Below are 16,827 nucleotides of genomic sequence, written 5' to 3'. Positions count from 1 at the left end.
AAAATTTTCGTGACCGCAGGGCACGATCTTGCAGGATCGGGCCCTGAATTTGTTTTCGGATTTGTCCGATAAGCAGTCTTAGGTCACAGATGCACCCCCTGCACCCTGACTATCATCACCACGGAAGCGACCTGCTTCGGAAAGCCACTGCGTCATCACATGCGACATGGAGCACCCGCGCTTCGCTGACTCAGTAGAAAGCTTCGCCACGAATGGCGCAGGCAAGCGTAATTCGACGCGCACAATCGCGTCGTCGGGCACTACCCGATGGGCCTTACGGCCAAAATGCGCTGACGGAATTTCCATCAACCCTCCTTCACACAGCTACCGACTCGCGACACGGGTGTGCCACGAGAACACAGACAAACGCCTGCGCCAGCCAGAAAAAATCCTGGTCAGTAGTGACATTAAAGTCACTTCAAATCAGTAACCCTGTGTGGGTTGTGTACCTTCACGTCAAAGCGTGGCCCGTCATGGGCTTTTATAGATTACCGGCTCCAACCGGTACAAAACAAATCATTCAATTACCTGCGCATTTGTCTGAGTTTCCACCACCGATCAACTTCACCCGCGTCATCTTGAGGCAGGTTTGCCATACCGCATGTAGAGTTCTGTGGGCAGAAGCTTCCTCACGTGGCCGACTACCTAGAGGAATCACTCGATGAGCTGTTAGCTTTTACTACCGCACCGAAACCGGTATGGACCAAGACCTGGTCCAATAACCCCACCGAACGGCTCAACCGAGAAATCCGACGTCGCACCGACGTCGTCGGGATCTTCCCACACCGTGAAGCCGTCATCCGGCCGGTCGGGGCCGTCCTTGCGAAACAACACGATGAGTGGATCCAGCAAAAACGCTACATATCGCTAACAAGCCTGACCCAGACCAAGAAGATCATCGCTGCCAACCTCGTCGACGACACTCCCACCGACGACAAGGAGATCGCCGCCTAATGCTTACCCAACCCCGCCCCCGAAACTAACCACATACTCGAAAGCCAGATACACCACTTCCCAGGACTTGACCTAAGGTCTATGCAGGACATCGTTTCTGCGACGCGTCTTCAACTAATGATGTTTGATAGAAACATGACTAAACCACACATCGAAGCCGCCAAAAGAGCCTCTCAAGTGTTGTACAACAGCGTCCTCAACGACCTCGACGAGGACAAGGCAGGTATCGGATGGATGACCGATCAAATCAATTGGAAGCACTCCGCGCTAATCGGCGAGTATCTCCTATCATCAATCAGCGGTGTCGAAACAGCACTGTCCACCAGCGCATTGTGCAATGAAAAATTCAGAGAACTCGAACTCTCTCAGAATATGAAAATTGCCCATGTCCAGAACTCTGACCGTAGCGCGAGGGATCCAATTCCGCCAGAGTTGAGCACGGTCTTTCATTCACCAAACAACGAGCTGCTCCACGTATTTAAAGACCATTCACTCATCTCACTCGCACAAGCACTAGACCGGCTCGCAGCAGTCACAGTCGCAGTCGGCGGGTTCAAAGAAAAACTCCTCCATACCGACTGCGGCAGAATCTTAGATATCGCAGCCAAAGCTCACAAAAACGGGAAATCCGGCAACACACTTCGCCCAGGAATTTTTGCCGACGTCGGAACTGCCGGGAGACAAGAACAAAACAACCTCTTAGGACTATTCCTAGACTGGCAAAGGCATGGTCCAGAAGATTGGCTCCCCTGGCTTAGGCAATATCGCAGCACAATTGTTCACCGCGCCCCATTCGTCAACTGGACCGCTCATACGAAAGGTCCCCATCAAAATCCGGGTGAATCAGTCATTCGACCCTTTTATCTACAACCAGGGTGGGCAGAAAGCGAATCGATGTACCGAACTGCCCGAAAAGGAATCCAAGACCTCCTCCTTATGCAACCAGCTCACACGATCCTGAGCGGATTGACTGAATCTACCGCACAGTATTGTCATTCAGTTCTCCGCTATGCCAATGAGCTTTGGAGTAAACGACGCGCGAACCCCGAACTTATCGTTCAATCCGCCGGAATGTGGCCAGAGCTGGAGTCCTCGAGCAAACTTTCATTCAAGGGATACAGCCCAAATCTCAAGATGGCCGGAAATTTTCTCGCTATCAACCCAGACCGAGTGAAACGACTAAAAGCCACGCAACTCCTAGATCGTCCAGCTGATAAGTGGCGTTCTTAAAGCACTTTGGCAGTCAGGGCATACCAAAACTTCACACGTCCATGTCTTCGGGCGCCGCGCGCAGGTCCTTTTGAATCCGCCACCGGAACTTGCTTAGACGCTTTTTCGTATCCCCCACTGCTTGCAGCGTCGAGCATTAACCGCCGCGTGGTCCGCAAACGCGTTGAGAACATGGTCGCTGTGGCTGCGAACCCAATGGACCCGCACCTCCATGCCCGCTGACCGCGCCTTTTTAATCTCCCGCCAGCAGTAGGCGATGTGCTCGTTACCCAACGAGGATGTGGACTTCCGCCAGGGGTGGAATAAAGCCTCGGTGGAGGATAAGTGACGGCTTGCGCAGCTGATGATGGAGATCCACATCCTTCCCGGAACGGCCGGAAACAAACGATTCGACCCCACGCGAGTCAAAATCGTCTGGAAAAACTAACCCCCGCTGTCCACAATCGTCAATTCGCTAATTGTGAAACAGTCACAATAATGGCACACTATTTCGGACATCCCGTGGCTGTAATTTCAGAGCCAAAAGACCTGCCGAAGCACTCAGTGTACACAATCGAGGGATTCGAAGTCATGCGAGCCCTGCGCAAAGGACAGGCTCGCCCCTGGTGCCTGCAGCCCGGCATCAGGGGCGAGGTGCGCCTTGTGGAGAGAGCTTTTGGCATTGGGCCCTCGGCGCTGACGGAGGCCATGGGCATGCTCAACCACCATTTCGCAGCAGCCGCCTGATCGGCGCAGAGCGACAGCCTACCTCTGACTGCCGCCAATCTTTGCAACAGAGCCCATGTGATGGCGACGCACGACACCGCTCCGTGGATCGGTCGAATGCGTGTGCTGCGCAAAAACCCAGAACCACGGCCAGGAATGCCCGGCGCGCGGATACTTCCGCTCAAGGGCGTCGGGAAGCGCAACGCCGCTGCGGCCCTCGGCCTGGTCCTTCAGCCACCATGCCCGTGCACGCGACAGCTGCTCGCGCAGGCTGGGTGCCAAGCTCTCGGGTAACATCAAGGCCCGATCCTTGGAGCCCTTGCCCTCCCGCACGATGATCGTGCCGTGATCGAAATCCAGATCCTTGACCCGCAGTTGCAAACCCTCACTGATCCGCATGCCCGTTCCATACAGAAGCTGGGCGAACAAACGATGCTCGCCTTCCAGAAAACCGAGGATGCGAACCACTTCATCCGGGGTCAGCACCACCGGCAAGCGCCGCGACGGCCGAGGTCTTCCGATCTCCTGAAGCCAGGGCAGATCCGTGCACAGCACCTTGCCGTAGAAGAACAGCAAGGCCGCCAATGCCTGACGATGCGTGGAGACCGAAACCTTGCGCTCGTTCGCCAGCCAGGACAGAAATGCCTCGACTTCGCTGCTGCCCAAGGTTGCCGGGTGACGCACACCGTGGAAACGGATGAAGGCACGAACCCAGTGGACATAAGCCTGTTCGGTTCGTAAGCTATAATGCAAGTAGCGTATGCGCTCACGCAACTGGTCCAGAACCTTGACCGAACGCAGCGGTGGTAACGGCGCAGTGGCGGTTTTCATGGCTTGTTATGACTGTTTTTTTGTACAGTCTATGCCTCGGGCATCCAAGCAGCAAGCGCGTTACGCCGTGGGTCGATGTTTGATGTTATGGAGCAGCAACGATGTTACGCAGCAGGGTGACGGTGTTCGGCATTCTGAATCTCACCGAGGACTCCTTCTTCGATGAGAGCCGGCGGCTAGACCCCGCCGGCGCTGTCACCGCGGCGATCGAAATGCTGCGAGTCGGATCAGACGTCGTGGATGTCGGACCGGCCGCCAGCCATCCGGACGCGAGGCCTGTATCGCCGGCCGATGAGATCAGACGTATTGCGCCGCTCTTAGACGCCCTGTCCGATCAGATGCACCGTGTTTCAATCGACAGCTTCCAACCGGAAACCCAGCGCTATGCGCTCAAGCGCGGCGTGGGCTACCTGAACGATATCCAAGGATTTCCTGACCCTGCGCTCTATCCCGATATTGCTGAGGCGGACTGCAGGCTGGTGGTTATGCACTCAGCGCAGCGGGATGGCATCGCCACCCGCACCGGTCACCTTCGACCCGAAGACGCGCTCGACGAGATTGTGCGGTTCTTCGAGGCGCGGGTTTCCGCCTTGCGACGGAGCGGGGTCGCTGCCGACCGGCTCATCCTCGATCCGGGGATGGGATTTTTCTTGAGCCCCGCACCGGAAACATCGCTGCACGTGCTGTCGAACCTTCAAAAGCTGAAGTCGGCGTTGGGGCTTCCGCTATTGGTCTCGGTGTCGCGGAAATCCTTCTTGGGCGCCACCGTTGGCCTTCCTGTAAAGGATCTGGGTCCAGCGAGCCTTGCGGCGGAACTTCACGCGATCGGCAATGGCGCTGACTACGTCCGCACCCACGCGCCTGGAGATCTGCGAAGCGCAATCACCTTCTCGGAAACCCTCGCGAAATTTCGCAGTCGCGACGCCAGAGACCGAGGGTTAGATCATGCCTAGCATTCACCTTCCGGCCGCCCGCTAGCGGACCCTGGTCAGGTTCCGCGAAGGTGGGCGCAGACATGCTGGGCTCGTCAGGATCAAACTGCACTATGAGGCGGCGGTTCATACCGCGCCAGGGGAGCGAATGGACAGCGAGGAGCCTCCGAACGTTCGGGTCGCCTGCTCGGGTGATATCGACGAGGTTGTGCGGCTGATGCACGACGCTGCGGCGTGGATGTCCGCCAAGGGAACGCCCGCCTGGGACGTCGCGCGGATCGACCGGACATTCGCGGAGACCTTCGTCCTGAGATCCGAGCTCCTAGTCGCGAGTTGCAGCGACGGCATCGTCGGCTGTTGCACCTTGTCGGCCGAGGATCCCGAGTTCTGGCCCGACGCCCTCAAGGGGGAGGCCGCATATCTGCACAAGCTCGCGGTGCGACGGACACATGCGGGCCGGGGTGTCAGCTCCGCGCTGATCGAGGCTTGCCGCCATGCCGCGCGAACGCAGGGGTGCGCCAAGCTGCGGCTCGACTGCCACCCGAACCTGCGTGGCCTATACGAGCGGCTCGGATTCACCCACGTCGACACTTTCAATCCCGGCTGGGATCCAACCTTCATCGCAGAACGCCTAGATGTGATGTCCAGGGACGTTGTTCTGGCCCCCGCCCGTAATGACACCGTGCCGATTCAAGAAGTATCTGTCCAGACCGCTTGCCATTGAAGGCATGGGTGCTGTTGCAACTTGGGGCGGGAGCCAAGAAAGCTCCGTTTTTATTGTGTGATCAACGCTATGTGCCTGTGTTGTCAGGCCGTCTCGAATACCCGGCTAACAATCACTGCATCCGGATTCGGGTGACCATAGGCAAACATCGTGCCCTGCCCCTTCCGCAATGAGTGCATCGCTTCCATCCCTTTCAACGTCCGGTAGGCAGACGTTTGGTTTTTGAATGCTCCTTTCGGCCCCAGGATCCGCTTTAACCGGCCATGATCGCCTTCAATGACGTTGTTGAGGTATTTCACCCGACGATGCTCGACCGTCGATGGACAGACGCCTTCCGCCTTCAGCTCAGAGATTGCCCTGGCGAGTGAGGGGGCCTTGTCGGTGCTGATCACCCGCGGATAGCCTGCCGATTTATTCGACCGCAGCGTCTTCGCCAGGAAACGCTTCGCTGCCGCGACGTTGCGTTTTGGTGAGAGGTAGAAGTCCAGGGTCTGGCCACCTGCGGTGATTGCCCGATAGAGGTAGCACCACTTTCCCCCGACCCGGATATAGGTCTCATCCACCCGCCAGGACCTGGCCTGCCAGTCAGGAACTTGCCGATACCACCGGGTCTTCTTATCCAGCTCAGGAGCATATTTCTGGACCCAGCGGTAGATCGTGGTGTGATCGACCGGCACTCCCCGCTCGGTCATCATCTCTTCGAGGTCGCGATAGCTCACGCCGTAGCGGCAGTACCACCGCACCGCCCACAGGATGATTTCACGAGGGAACTGCCGACCGGAGAAGATGCCCATGGACCTGATTATTCCACGCCGGTCTTCCTACTGCCCCAACTTTGCAACAGCACCCTTTTCGGGGTTGTGTACTCGCATCGATTGCTGTCGCCGCAGGCCTTGCAGTGCCTATGGCTGCTGTTGAAGCTAGCGAATATCCTGATTCGTTCATTGGACTTGGAACAATGGTCACCTATATTTACTCTGCGTTTGCTCTCTTCTTTCTCAATCTTTTGGTTGCATTTGTCATGGAATTAAAAAAGGTTCGCACGTACGGTAATCAGGTTCCACTAATTAAGAATGGCCCCATTCACAAGTAGTCTGGCAGCTCGGGGAATATTTCGGGCCAGTGTTTTGTGCTGACTGCGTATAGTTCTAGTCCTTCTGATGTGGATGCAGCCCTACCCCGCTAAGCTGGTACGGAATATGAAGATCTTATTGCTGTGCTGGCGCGATTCCACCCACCCGCAAGGTGGCGGTTCCGAGCTGTATTTGGAGCGGGTAGGGGAATACCTTGCGCGAGCAGGGCATGAGGTGATTTACCGATCCGCGGCGCACACTGATATGCCACGGCGTTCGGTGCGCGATGGCGTGCGTTATTCACGCAGCGGCGGGAAGTTCACGGTGTATCCGAAAGCACTGTTGGGCATACTCGTCGGCAAGCTGGGGCTGGGCACGTTGGCGAACCTTGATGTGGTCGTCGATACGCAAAATGGAATTCCTTTTTTTGCGCGCTTGGTGTTTCGCCCAACGGTGCTGCTCACGCACCACTGGCACAAGGAACAATGGCCGGTTGCTGGGCCGGTGCTGGCGCGGGTTGGTTGGTTGTTGGAATCGAAAATCGCGCCGAAGGTGTACCGGGGCGCGCCCTATGTGACTGTTTCGCAGGCCTCCAAGGAGGATTTACAGTCCCTCGGGGTGCCGGATGCTGCGATCATTGAAAACGGTGTGGATGAGGTGCCCGCGCTCATACCGCGCTTGGAGCGTCGTGGGGTGCACATTGTCACGCTGTCGCGGCTGGTTCCGCATAAACAAATCGAGCACGCCATCGATGCGCTAGCTGGGTTGGACGGAGCGGCTGAGCTTGCCGACGACGTCGTGCTGGATGTCATCGGTTCGGGCTGGTGGGAAGACAAATTGCGGGCCTACGCGGCGGCGTCTGGGGTGGGCGAGCGCGTGTTTTTTCATGGGCAAGTCACCGACGACTACAAGCACGCATTATTGGAGCGTGCCGAAGTGCATGTGATGCCGTCGCGGAAAGAAGGCTGGGGTTTAGCCGTCGTCGAAGCAGGTAAGCATGCCGTCCCGACAGTCGGTTATAGCTTTGGCCTGCGTGATTCCGTCGGGCACGGGCGCACTGGATTGCTCGCTGATACTCCAGAGGAACTGGCGGTACAGCTGCAAAAAATTCTTGACGACGACTCCTTGCGTGCACAGCTCGGTGCGGGTGCGAGGAAATTCGCGGAACAGTTTTCGTGGGAAAAGACTGGCCAGCGCTTTGCCGCGTTATTGGAAGATGTGGTTGCTAGAGATGCTGGGCGCGGCTGATGGGGCCTGTCGCAGTGGCGTAGGCGATGTCGGCTGTGTTCTAGAAAGGTAGGCTATGCTTTATGAATTCCTCGGAGATGAACACGACAGCTGAAGAGAACCTGGTGAACAATACCGCGAAGCCAGAGAAGTCGGAAAAGCCAAAGAAAAAACGGCAAGTACGGGAAGCCACCGTCACGGGGCGTACTCAGTTATCCCGCACGATGGTGCGCCTCAGTTTTTCTTGCCCGAGCTTGGCTGGAGGCGAATTTCCGTTTACTGACCACTATGTCAAGCTGCTTTTTGCGCCAGCAGGGGCGGACTATAGCTGGCCATTTGATGTAGAAGAGATAAAGAAAACCCAACCGAGGGAGCACCAGCCGGTGCGCCGGACTTACACTTTCCGCCGGATTGATCCGGCCACGGGAGATTTTGAGATCGATTTTGTGGTGCATGGCGAGCACGGTGTTGCCGGGGTGTGGGCGCAGAACGCGAAGATCGGTGAACGCATCGGTTTTCTGGGCCCTGGTGGAAAGTGGCACCCAAGCGACAGCTACGAACATTTTGTCTTGGCTGGTGACGAAGCCGCAGCACCTGCGATTGCCGCCGCGTTGGAAAACCTGCCGGACAACACCACTGCCGATGTGTACCTGGAGATCCCTGACGCAGAGTGCACCGTGCCCATGCCGGAACCAGCTGGTGCCAACCTGCATTGGGTGCTGCGGGATGGGCGCATGCCAGGAACTGCTTTGGTTTCTGCTATCCGCGAGGCCGGTTACCCAGAGAAGCGAACCAGTTGGTTTGTCCATGGTGTTGCCGAAATGATCAAAGACGTCCGAAAGTTTTTGTACGTGGACGGCAATATCGCGAAAGAGGACACTTCCATTTCTGGGTACTGGCGCTTGCGCATGACCGAAGATGAATGGCAAGCATCCAAGATGGAGTTCAATCAAAGCGTTGAAGACGAGGAACGCGCGCTACGCAGTCAACGTAGCGCGTAGTTTAGTCAGCTGAACGCCGACTCGGACGCCTGTTGCGCCAACCGGTAACGCTGTTTCGGGCTCCGCTGTGGGGCTGTAGCGCTCACAAGATTTTCGGTTAGTAACTGGCGGAGATTGCGCCGGATAGTTTCTGCTGTCACACCCGCAGCGTCGGCTAGTTCTTTGGTGTTGGCAGAATCATGCGCGCGCAAGTAATCCACAATCGCCTCACGTGTGGAGGTATTTGCCGCGGGCTTAGAGTTAGAGTGCGCTATGAAATGTGCATGAGCTGAGGATTCCGTGTGTTTTGTGAGCCTTGTGTGCTCTGTCTCGCCGCGTTTATAAAACAGCAAAGCGAAGCGTATAAGACTGTTCCGAACTTCCGGTGGTGGCAGGAGGTTGCGTTGCATGACAGCATTGGTAATGGCTTCTCGTACCGCAACCGGCGGGAAATCAAAAAGGTCGTACCGAAATGCCCCGCGCATGATAGCGCCCCGGGGGCGAGGCCTCCTGCACCTTGCGGGTAGCCTCTTCGATCAATAGCGGTATCGGCCCTTCAATGGTTAACGTATCGGTGTAGCGGATTCCGGCTGCGTCGCTGGCTTTAGTTGTGCCACGATAATGGGTGAAGGTAATCGATAGCTGTGGAAAAAATTGCTGTGGGTAGGTTCCAAGAGCAAGCAAGCCAGCCAGGGTTGGGCGAACCGTGCCATCAGCGGTACGAATATATGATCCGCGGTACATTCCTTTATTCGTGACGTACGCGGGTTTGTCATAGTCTGCAATAGCTGGAATTTGTGCGACGTAGCGAAATTATTATTCTCGTCGAGCCCAAATACGCTTCAGGATAAACATGCTACACATACGACACAATGTCTTATGTTCAGTGTCGTATGTCGTATGTCGTATGTTGCATGTAGGTGTTGTATGTCGGCTGCTAATTTATGCTTCCCGCGGGGCAGCATCGACGGCGGCAGGGGCGCGTACAGTCAAAGCCGCAATGGCTGTGGTGAGTGGAACCGCCAAGACCAAGGCAATCGCGCCGGTCACCGAACGCAGAATTTCCGTAGCCATGATGTCACTGCTGAGAATCTGCCCCAGCGGACGACCAGAAATACTCAGCAGCAACAGCGTCGGCAAGGCCACACCCGTATAGCTTAAAACCAGCGTGTATACCATTGAGGCAATATGGTCACGGCCGACGCGCATGGCACCAGCGAATAAGCGTAGGGGTTTCGCTCCGGGTTCCAGTTCGCGCATTTCGTTGACGGTGGAGGCTTGCGCGATGGTGACGTCGTTCAGAACACCGAGCGCGCCAATGATCATGCCTGCGAGCATCAACCCGGAAATGCTGACTCCTGGCAGGTAGACCAGAATATTCAAATTGTTTTCATCGCCCAGGCCGCGGATGCCAGCGGTGGCCACCGCAAGCGTCGACAAGCCCACGGATAGGCACAATGCCAACAGCGTCCCGCCCATGGCACTAGCAGTTTTCCAGCTGAAACCATGTACCAAAAACAGCACCAAGAACAGCACCGCGGCGCCGCAGGTGAGTGCAAGCAGAATAGCGGAACCACCGTGGATGAGCCCGGGAATAAGAAACGCTGCGATCACAGCCAGGGTGATGACCAGGCCGAATACTGCGCGCAGGCCGCGCCAGGCGCCAACCGCGATGATCAGGATGACCGCTGCTGCCAGCCAGAGCCACATAGTGGTGCTGCGTTGGAAATCTTGAAAACCATAGATGCCGGCGTCGTGCTTGGAAAGAGCGATCTTGTCGCCCTCTTCCAATTGCGGATTGCCTGGGATCTCTGGGTGAATCTCCAGCAGTGTGCGTTGGCCTTCGTGCTCACCGGAAGTTAAATCGATTATCGCGTGGGTGCAATCGTTGGGCGCCTCTGGGTTGGTTTGCGGGGAAGTGTCAAAGACCTGACCATTCGACGGGGAACCGCACATGCCGGGCTGGACGATGGCGACGGTGCCGTCGACAAGCTCACCAGAAAGTGATGACGTCTGCGCGAATTGTTCGCTGACTGGGGGCTCTTCGTTTGGCGGCCATTGGATGATAAACCCAATGATGGTCGCCGCAGCCGCGAGGATGAGCCCGGCTGCAAGTACGCGCTGAGGCCACGTCCAGGTTTTGATGGCGCTGAGGCTGCGACCGGATGGCTGATGTTCGGACTGCGACGAGCTAGTGCGGTGATGGCGACCCATGGGCTAAGAATATCGCCTGCGTGCAGTGTTGCCTAAAAAACCGGTGGCAGAACACTAGTTCAGCACATGTCGCCGGGATGCTGCGAGGTTAGACCACAGCGGTGGCCATGTGGTAGGTTTGTCTGCAGGATCTCGCGTGGCGTTCATCCTCTCAACTCCCCCAGGGCAGGAATGCAGCAAGGGTACGGAGGCTCTGGCGGGTGCGCGGGGTCCGTTTTTGTTATCTGCTTTGTCAGGTTTCGTGGTTGTGGCAAAGGCGTTGTGACAACGACGTTGTGACGAAGGCGGGATGAAACGCCAAAGTCGTGCAGCCGAGTAGTGACGAGAGAAAAATAAATGAAAACCATGTTTAGAACGCTGCTGGTTCTCGGAATTATTTCCGAAATCGCAGTGGTAACCCTCTCGGCGACGTCGTCGTCACTTTCTGGCTGGTGGCTATTGGCCCCTGTCTCAGTCATCGCCGTAGCTTTCCTGCTGTTGTTTGCTGGGATGGTTATGGATCGGCGGAAGAAAGGATCTTGGTCGCTCTCCCTCTCTGACACTGCCGAGCGTTTCGGGGTTCCTAGATTGGCGCTGGCTTTGCTGGTTTCGGAGATCAGTTCGCTGTGGTCGCTCACTAAAATTTTTACACGGCCTTCTTCCACTGCCGGTGTCGACGCCCACCCCGGGTACAAGAACCTACGAACCGTGGTTACCGTAATCGTCGGTCTAGTCATCGTTGAAATCACTGTCATACACCTGGCTGTGCCCAGCCAATTTTGGCGCATTCTGCTGCTGGTGCTGAGCATCTACGCACTCTTATTATTAATCGGGTTTTACACCTCTATTAAGGTCAATCCGCATCTTCTCACACCACGGGGCTTAGAAATCCGACGCGGCCACAGATTCGTGTGTGAGATTCCATGGGAAAACTTGGCACGGGCGCAAAAGGTTGGTCCCGGGCAGGGTGGTGACATCATTATCAATGAAGACGGAGAAGTCAGGCTCCCGGTTCTGAGCGAAGTTAACGTCAGACTTGAGCTGGAGCCACCGGTATTGGCGCAAGACCTGCACAAAGGGCGGGTCGATGTGACTGCAGTCGAAATTTACTGTGACGACAGAAATTCTTTCCTTGATTCGGTTGCTGAGGCGTGGTAGTCACGCACTATGTGAAGAACTTAACGCAAGAACTCACCATCACTGGTGGGGGTCGCCCGCACACCGTGGGCACGTAATGGAATTACCTAGTGGATAGGTAGCTTTTCAGTTTTGCTGGCGCATGGCTACGAATTCTGCCCTTTTGTCCATTAACCCTGAAAATCAACGACCCCAAGCACAGAGCTTGGGGTCGTGGGGTATGGTGCGCCAATCTACATTGACGCTCACATGCCTGAGCATATCATTAAGCGTATGAAGGACAAAAATGAACTAGAAACCATGCTTGGCGCGGCTCGTTTCAAAACATACTACACAGCTGCAGGAAACGATACAGAAAAGGCGGTAGCACTATACCGCTGGAATACTCGGTTAGCTGGCGCTTTACACTCTCAGTTGTCTTACTTTGAGGTTCTAACACGCAACGCCATGAACAATGCGCTTCAGGACTGGAACTATAAGGAAAAGGGCTACAGAGATTGGTCCCTCGAATACCAATCAAACCAATTGTTGTACGACATGTTCAAAACGCCTATGGGGCAGGCTAGGAAATGGGCCCGGAAAGAATCTCAACGTCGAGGTAATGGGCACACACGCAAAAACGCTCCGCCCAGTCACGATGATGTAATAGCTCAATTCACGTTAGGTAATTGGTCGAATCTTCTCGGAGAGGCATTGCCGGACCATCGTTCAAACGCCAAAAGACTGTGGAAGGAGTGTCTCCACCACGCCTTTCCCAACGCTGGTATTGAAGACCAGTGGAGGGAAAATATTGGCAAGAAGGTTGAACGGCTGACACGTTTGCGTAACCGAGTATCGCACCAAGAAAACCTTTTGGAAACTAACGTCCGAGGACGACTCAATGACCTGATAACAGTACTAAGAGCCATTGACAAAAGTTACCCTTCCTGGACGATGGAAGATTCCCAGGTGCGACGGGTAGCGCAAGAAGATCCTCGCAAAAGTTGGACGTAAGGCATGCTTCAATTCTTCGGAATGATCTTCACATTGAAAAATGACAAATATTTTCGTTTTTCAGCTTGTGTAGTTGTCGGTGACAAGTATTGAGAATGTGAAGTGTCCAAGTTTTGTTCCGTTTGAGTAGATGGGCATCTCTTCAATCATGCCAAAGAAGTGTGACCACGAGGCAAAGACAACGTGCCCCGAGTTGTCGATGACTATACCCCGGCAGAAGACTTGTCGATACAAGCCGCGCTCGCTGTCAACCATTCGTGAATAACGGGTGTGTGGACTCCGCGGTCCTGAGGCTTGGCCATCCAACTCAGCCATGGTGCACTTTTGCAAATAGGCCCGCTGAAAACGGACTTTTTTAGTCCCTATTTGCAAAAATGCACCATCTGCCAATACAAAGCACCGAAAGGACGGCGAAAAGAGGTTTTCCCGGGTTAAGGAAGACGGTTAAGGGGACGAAGTGAGAGTCAACGGACCAACAAAGTTTCCGGCACCGCGCGGAACCGCAACCACCGCTGGTGCATACTCCGAAAGCCCGTACGCAACCACGCCCCGAATCCACGCCATCCTGGCGGAAATCCTGCAAGATTTCGCCCGCATCCCCTTTTGTGGCATAACCCTTCCGGTGCTGGGCCTGGGCCCGGATCCTTGGGGCTTTGCCAGATTGGCGCGTGTATAGACAAACTTGTCTATTGATCCCCGTAGCTGACGCGGCGTTACTGCATGGACCGAAGGGTACGTTACCGGCACTTGCGTTTAATACCGGTTGTGCAGCCATGAATTTAGAAATTGACTCTGCCTTGTGTTCCGGCTTAAGTTTAAGCCCTTGCTGAACTGATTGGTCTACTTAAGGAAGAACGCATGGTCTACAACCGCATTCTCTCCCGGCGACAGTTGCTGCGCACAGCAGCAGCCATGGGCGGGGTTGCCCTGGGAGGCGGCATGCTTTCTGCCTGTTCTACACAGTCACAAACACGACAGCCACAAACAAGTGCTTCCGGGCCCGCATCTTCTGCTAGTTCTGCTTCCCGGGAAGAACTGGTCATCGGTTTTGTGCCCATTGCGTGTGCCTCACCACTGGTTGCCGCGGATGCGCTCGGCGCATTTGAAAAGCAGGGACTCCACGTAAAATTACGGAAATACGCCGGGTGGGCTGATCTCTGGACGGCATATGCAACCGGAACCCTCGACGTTGCGCACATGCTCTCACCAATGCCACTGGCAATTGATGCTGGTGCGACGAACGCATCCCGGCCCACAGAATTGGCTTTTACCCAAAACACCAACGGACAAGCGCTAACCTTGTCTACCTCTCACTTGGGCGCGGTCTCGCAACCGACAGATCTTGCGGGGATGGTGCTAGGAATTCCCTTTGAGTATTCGGTGCATGCATTACTTTTGCGCGATTATTTGGTCGCCGGTGGTCTCGACCCAGTTTCAGATGTGGAATTGCGGCTCTTGCGGCCACCGGACATGGTGGCGCAATTGGCGGTCGGCGCCGTCGACGGTTTTATTGGCCCCGAACCGTTTAACCAAAGAGCATTGACCACGGGATCAGGCCGCGCGTTCATTCCCACCCGGCAGATGTGGGAGAACCACCCCTGCTGCTCGGTTGCTATAGCCAAAGAAATTGACCGCGGGGTGCGTGATCGTGTGGTCGCGGCGCTGCGCGAAGGCGCCCAATTTGTCGACAGCCCGCATCACGTACACGAATCAGCGTCGATGTTGGCAGAAGAAAAATACCTGAACCAGAAAGAAGAATTGATCTCGCCTGCTTTAGCCGGATCCTATACCACCTGGGATGGCACCGATGTGGTGGATCCGGACATGATCAATTTCGGCGGACAGACTTCAGCTACCGCGATCACCTGGATGGCTGCGCAAATCGCGCGCTGGGACCTCGGCGGCACGGCCTTGACGATGGACGACGACGTGCTCTTAGCAGCTACGGAATCAGTCTTGCCGCCTGAGGCAGACCGCAGCACGGACCCGGTTGACATCAATGGCCGGATATTTGATCCGCTAAAGCCCACGGCTGGATACCAGCGTTAAGGACCCACTATGTCTCGAACTCACACGTCTACCATTCGAACGCCAGCTACTCGCACGTCAGCTACGCGAACGCTGCCAAGGAAAAAGCCCGGCCCGTGGAAACCCGTTGCCCTCGGCGTCGGCCTGTTTCTCGCTTTCCTTCTCGTATGGCAATTAATCGCGGCGGCGGGTTGGCTGTCGGATATCGCGCCGACTCCCGCTCGCACCCTCAGCCGCGGTGCTGAAATCTTGGCTGATCCTTTTTACCGGGATGGTCCAGCCTCTGTTGGCATTTTCTGGCACATGGTGGCATCCCTGCGCCGTGTGCTGTTCGGTTTTATCATCGCCATGCTCATCGCCATTCCGCTGGGCTTTTGGTTAGGATCGTCCACCACCTTCCGCCGGGCGACAGACCCCTTTGTGCAAATTCTGCGGCCGGTATCCCCGCTGGCGTGGCTGCCGTTGGGGCTTGCGCTGCTGCGCGATGCAGAAAATACCGCGGTCTTCGTCATTATTCTCTCCGCTTTGTGGCCCACCCTGCTCAACACCATTGAGGCCGTACGCGGCGTGCACCCGTCGTACAAAAACCTCGGTGCCACATTGGGCACCAGCCGAGTGGACCGGCTGTTCTACATCATCGGGCCTGCCGCGCTTCCCGGCATCATCACGGGCATGCGTCAGTCGCTGTCCACCGCGTGGCTGGTGATTGTGGCAGCGGAGATGCTTGTCGGCGGGCAAGGCGTCGGCTTCTTCGTGTGGAATATGTGGAATCGCCTGGATATTGATGCCATCGTCGTGGTCATCGTTCTCATCGGTGCCATCGGCTTGGCCCTGGATTACTTGGTTGCTTCATTGCAGAAAGTAGTGCGTTATGACTAATACCCCAACCAACACGATGACAAATACTTCGACCAATACCGTGCCCCACACCGTTGAGGCAGAAACCGCGCATATCGAATTTGCGAATATTACAAAAAGCTACGGGTCGACGACGATCATCGGCGAGACTTCCGTATCCATTAAGGAAGGCGAGTTTGTCTCCTTGCTTGGGCCTTCCGGCTCAGGCAAATCCACCATGCTGAACATGATTGCTGGCTTGGCGACGCCGTCGACAGGCGAGGTCCGTGCCCGCGACGAGGTAGTCACCGGCCCTGGCTCAGACCGAGGCGTGGTTTTTCAAAATCACGCCCTATTGCCATGGATGACAGCGCGCGGAAATATCGAATTCGGGCTGCGCTCTGCACGGCCGGATTTGTCGAAAGCACAGCGTAAGACAATCACACAGGATTTCTTGGATGAAGTCAGTTTGGGACATGCGGCTGACCGTCGTCCCGCGCGGCTTTCCGGTGGCATGCAGCAGCGGGTGGGTTTGGCGCGTGCGTTTGCCATTGGTTCGGATATTTTGCTGCTGGATGAACCTTTTGGTGCGTTGGATGCGCTGACCCGGAGGCAATTACAGACCTTGTTGCTCAGCGTTTGGGAAGAAAACCGACGCACGGTGGTAATGGTGACCCACGATGTTGACGAAGCGATCTTGCTGTCCGACCGCATCTTGGTTATGTCGCCGGGGCCAGAGGCAACCATCGTGGAAGATTTACGGGTCGGCCTTGCCCGCCCGCGTACCGGTGATGCGGACCCAGCCGTCGGCAAGCGTAAAAATGAGCTGCGCCAGCACCTGTTGTCATTGCTGGAACAGGATTAGAAGGTGTGGCGTCACAGGGTATCTAGAGTGTGCTTTGCCTCTGTCAATGAGACCTCAGGGTGAGCTTGGCGGAGTTTTCTTGCAGCTTTTGCTAGTCCGCTAGTGTTCAATGTTTCTC

At 55.9% G+C, this 16,827-nt stretch carries 16 protein-coding genes, 1 other RNA gene and 3 pseudogenes; 14 read left to right on the top strand and 6 right to left on the bottom strand.

What is annotated here, in order from left to right; all coding sequences use genetic code 11:
- Positions 1–78: 78 nt before the first annotated feature.
- Positions 79–306, bottom strand: coding sequence for a hypothetical protein (locus ACP8MI_RS10050; protein ID WP_018121660.1), 228 nt, complete (start codon positions 304–306; stop codon positions 79–81).
- A gap of 315 nt (positions 307–621) precedes the next feature.
- Between ACP8MI_RS10050 and ACP8MI_RS10045 the strand changes: the two are divergent.
- The 3 genes and pseudogenes from ACP8MI_RS10045 to ACP8MI_RS10035 form a co-directional block, all read left to right on the top strand.
- A pseudogene (locus tag ACP8MI_RS10045) lies at positions 622–954 on the top strand (transposase); the annotation flags it as partial.
- Positions 955–1,035: 81 nt separating this feature from the next.
- Positions 1,036–2,184: a hypothetical protein gene (locus tag ACP8MI_RS10040; RefSeq protein WP_018121658.1), complete on the top strand. Its 1,149-nt coding sequence runs from the start codon at positions 1,036–1,038 to the stop codon at positions 2,182–2,184.
- 549 nt (positions 2,185–2,733) lie between these two features.
- Positions 2,734–2,910: pseudogene (locus ACP8MI_RS10035) on the top strand (IS6 family transposase); the annotation flags it as partial.
- Positions 2,911–2,964: 54 nt separating this feature from the next.
- On the opposite strand, the pseudogene intI1 reads toward ACP8MI_RS10035, so the two are convergent.
- Positions 2,965–3,720 (bottom strand): annotated as a pseudogene (intI1, locus tag ACP8MI_RS10030) (class 1 integron integrase IntI1); the annotation flags it as partial.
- Positions 3,721–3,821: 101 nt separating this feature from the next.
- On the opposite strand from intI1, the gene sul1 reads away from it, so the two are divergent.
- Positions 3,822–4,673 carry a sulfonamide-resistant dihydropteroate synthase Sul1 gene (sul1, locus tag ACP8MI_RS10025; RefSeq protein WP_000946487.1) on the top strand — a complete coding sequence of 284 codons (852 nt, stop codon included), beginning with the start codon at positions 3,822–3,824 and terminating at the stop codon, positions 4,671–4,673.
- Positions 4,674–4,800: 127 nt separating this feature from the next.
- Positions 4,801–5,376: a GNAT family N-acetyltransferase gene (locus ACP8MI_RS10020; RefSeq protein WP_018121655.1), complete on the top strand. Its 576-nt coding sequence runs from the start codon at positions 4,801–4,803 to the stop codon at positions 5,374–5,376.
- Between the two features lie 83 nt (positions 5,377–5,459).
- On the opposite strand, the gene ACP8MI_RS10015 is transcribed toward ACP8MI_RS10020, so the two are convergent.
- Positions 5,460–6,170, bottom strand: coding sequence for an IS6-like element IS1628 family transposase (locus ACP8MI_RS10015; RefSeq protein ID WP_011069225.1), 711 nt, complete (start codon positions 6,168–6,170; stop codon positions 5,460–5,462).
- A 405-nt stretch (positions 6,171–6,575) separates the two neighbouring features.
- Between ACP8MI_RS10015 and ACP8MI_RS10010 the strand changes: the two genes are divergently transcribed.
- Positions 6,576–7,697: a glycosyltransferase family 4 protein gene (locus ACP8MI_RS10010; RefSeq protein WP_284845824.1), complete on the top strand. Its 1,122-nt coding sequence runs from the start codon at positions 6,576–6,578 to the stop codon at positions 7,695–7,697.
- Positions 7,698–7,759: 62 nt separating this feature from the next.
- Positions 7,760–8,677, top strand: coding sequence for a siderophore-interacting protein (locus ACP8MI_RS10005; protein WP_337891797.1), 918 nt, complete (start codon positions 7,760–7,762; stop codon positions 8,675–8,677).
- A gap of 5 nt (positions 8,678–8,682) precedes the next feature.
- Here the strand turns inward: ACP8MI_RS10005 and ACP8MI_RS10000 are convergent, their stop codons facing one another.
- From ACP8MI_RS10000 to ACP8MI_RS09990, 3 genes are all read right to left on the bottom strand, one after another.
- Positions 8,683–9,066, bottom strand: a complete 384-nt coding sequence (locus ACP8MI_RS10000) for a DeoR family transcriptional regulator (protein ID WP_420361723.1) — start codon at positions 9,064–9,066, stop codon at positions 8,683–8,685.
- A gap of 43 nt (positions 9,067–9,109) precedes the next feature.
- A complete protein-coding gene (locus ACP8MI_RS09995) occupies positions 9,110–9,400 on the bottom strand; it encodes a hypothetical protein (RefSeq protein WP_284813336.1) in 291 nt (96 codons plus the stop codon).
- A 198-nt stretch (positions 9,401–9,598) separates the two neighbouring features.
- Positions 9,599–10,870: a YibE/F family protein gene (locus tag ACP8MI_RS09990; RefSeq protein ID WP_284789976.1), complete on the bottom strand. Its 1,272-nt coding sequence runs from the start codon at positions 10,868–10,870 to the stop codon at positions 9,599–9,601.
- A 124-nt stretch (positions 10,871–10,994) separates the two neighbouring features.
- On the opposite strand from ACP8MI_RS09990, the gene ffs reads away from it, so the two are divergent.
- From ffs to ACP8MI_RS09955, 7 genes are all read left to right on the top strand, one after another.
- An RNA gene (gene ffs, locus ACP8MI_RS09985) (signal recognition particle sRNA small type) lies at positions 10,995–11,089 on the top strand.
- 117 nt (positions 11,090–11,206) lie between these two features.
- Positions 11,207–12,007 (top strand): hypothetical protein, encoded by an 801-nt coding sequence (locus ACP8MI_RS09980; protein WP_018121059.1) that lies wholly within the window; start codon positions 11,207–11,209, stop codon positions 12,005–12,007.
- A gap of 252 nt (positions 12,008–12,259) precedes the next feature.
- The gene (locus ACP8MI_RS09975; RefSeq protein WP_082148357.1) at positions 12,260–12,979 is read left to right on the top strand and encodes an Abi family protein; all 720 of its coding nucleotides are present in this window, start codon (positions 12,260–12,262) and stop codon (positions 12,977–12,979) included.
- 457 nt (positions 12,980–13,436) lie between these two features.
- The gene (locus ACP8MI_RS09970; protein ID WP_152680544.1) at positions 13,437–13,655 is read left to right on the top strand and encodes a hypothetical protein; all 219 of its coding nucleotides are present in this window, start codon (positions 13,437–13,439) and stop codon (positions 13,653–13,655) included.
- A gap of 182 nt (positions 13,656–13,837) precedes the next feature.
- A complete protein-coding gene (locus tag ACP8MI_RS09965) occupies positions 13,838–15,028 on the top strand; it encodes an ABC transporter substrate-binding protein (protein ID WP_284589889.1) in 1,191 nt (396 codons plus the stop codon).
- Between the two features lie 9 nt (positions 15,029–15,037).
- Complete coding sequence (locus ACP8MI_RS09960) at positions 15,038–15,886, top strand: ABC transporter permease (RefSeq protein ID WP_284589890.1); 849 nt, start codon at positions 15,038–15,040, stop codon at positions 15,884–15,886.
- Between the two features lie 16 nt (positions 15,887–15,902).
- On the top strand, positions 15,903–16,709 hold the full coding sequence (locus tag ACP8MI_RS09955) for an ABC transporter ATP-binding protein (protein WP_051067320.1): 807 nt from the start codon (positions 15,903–15,905) through the stop codon (positions 16,707–16,709).
- The last annotated feature ends 118 nt before the right edge of the window (positions 16,710–16,827 follow it).

The organism is Corynebacterium sp. LaCa_70, assembly GCF_058182015.1.
This window is presented reverse-complemented; position numbering and strand designations above follow the sequence as displayed.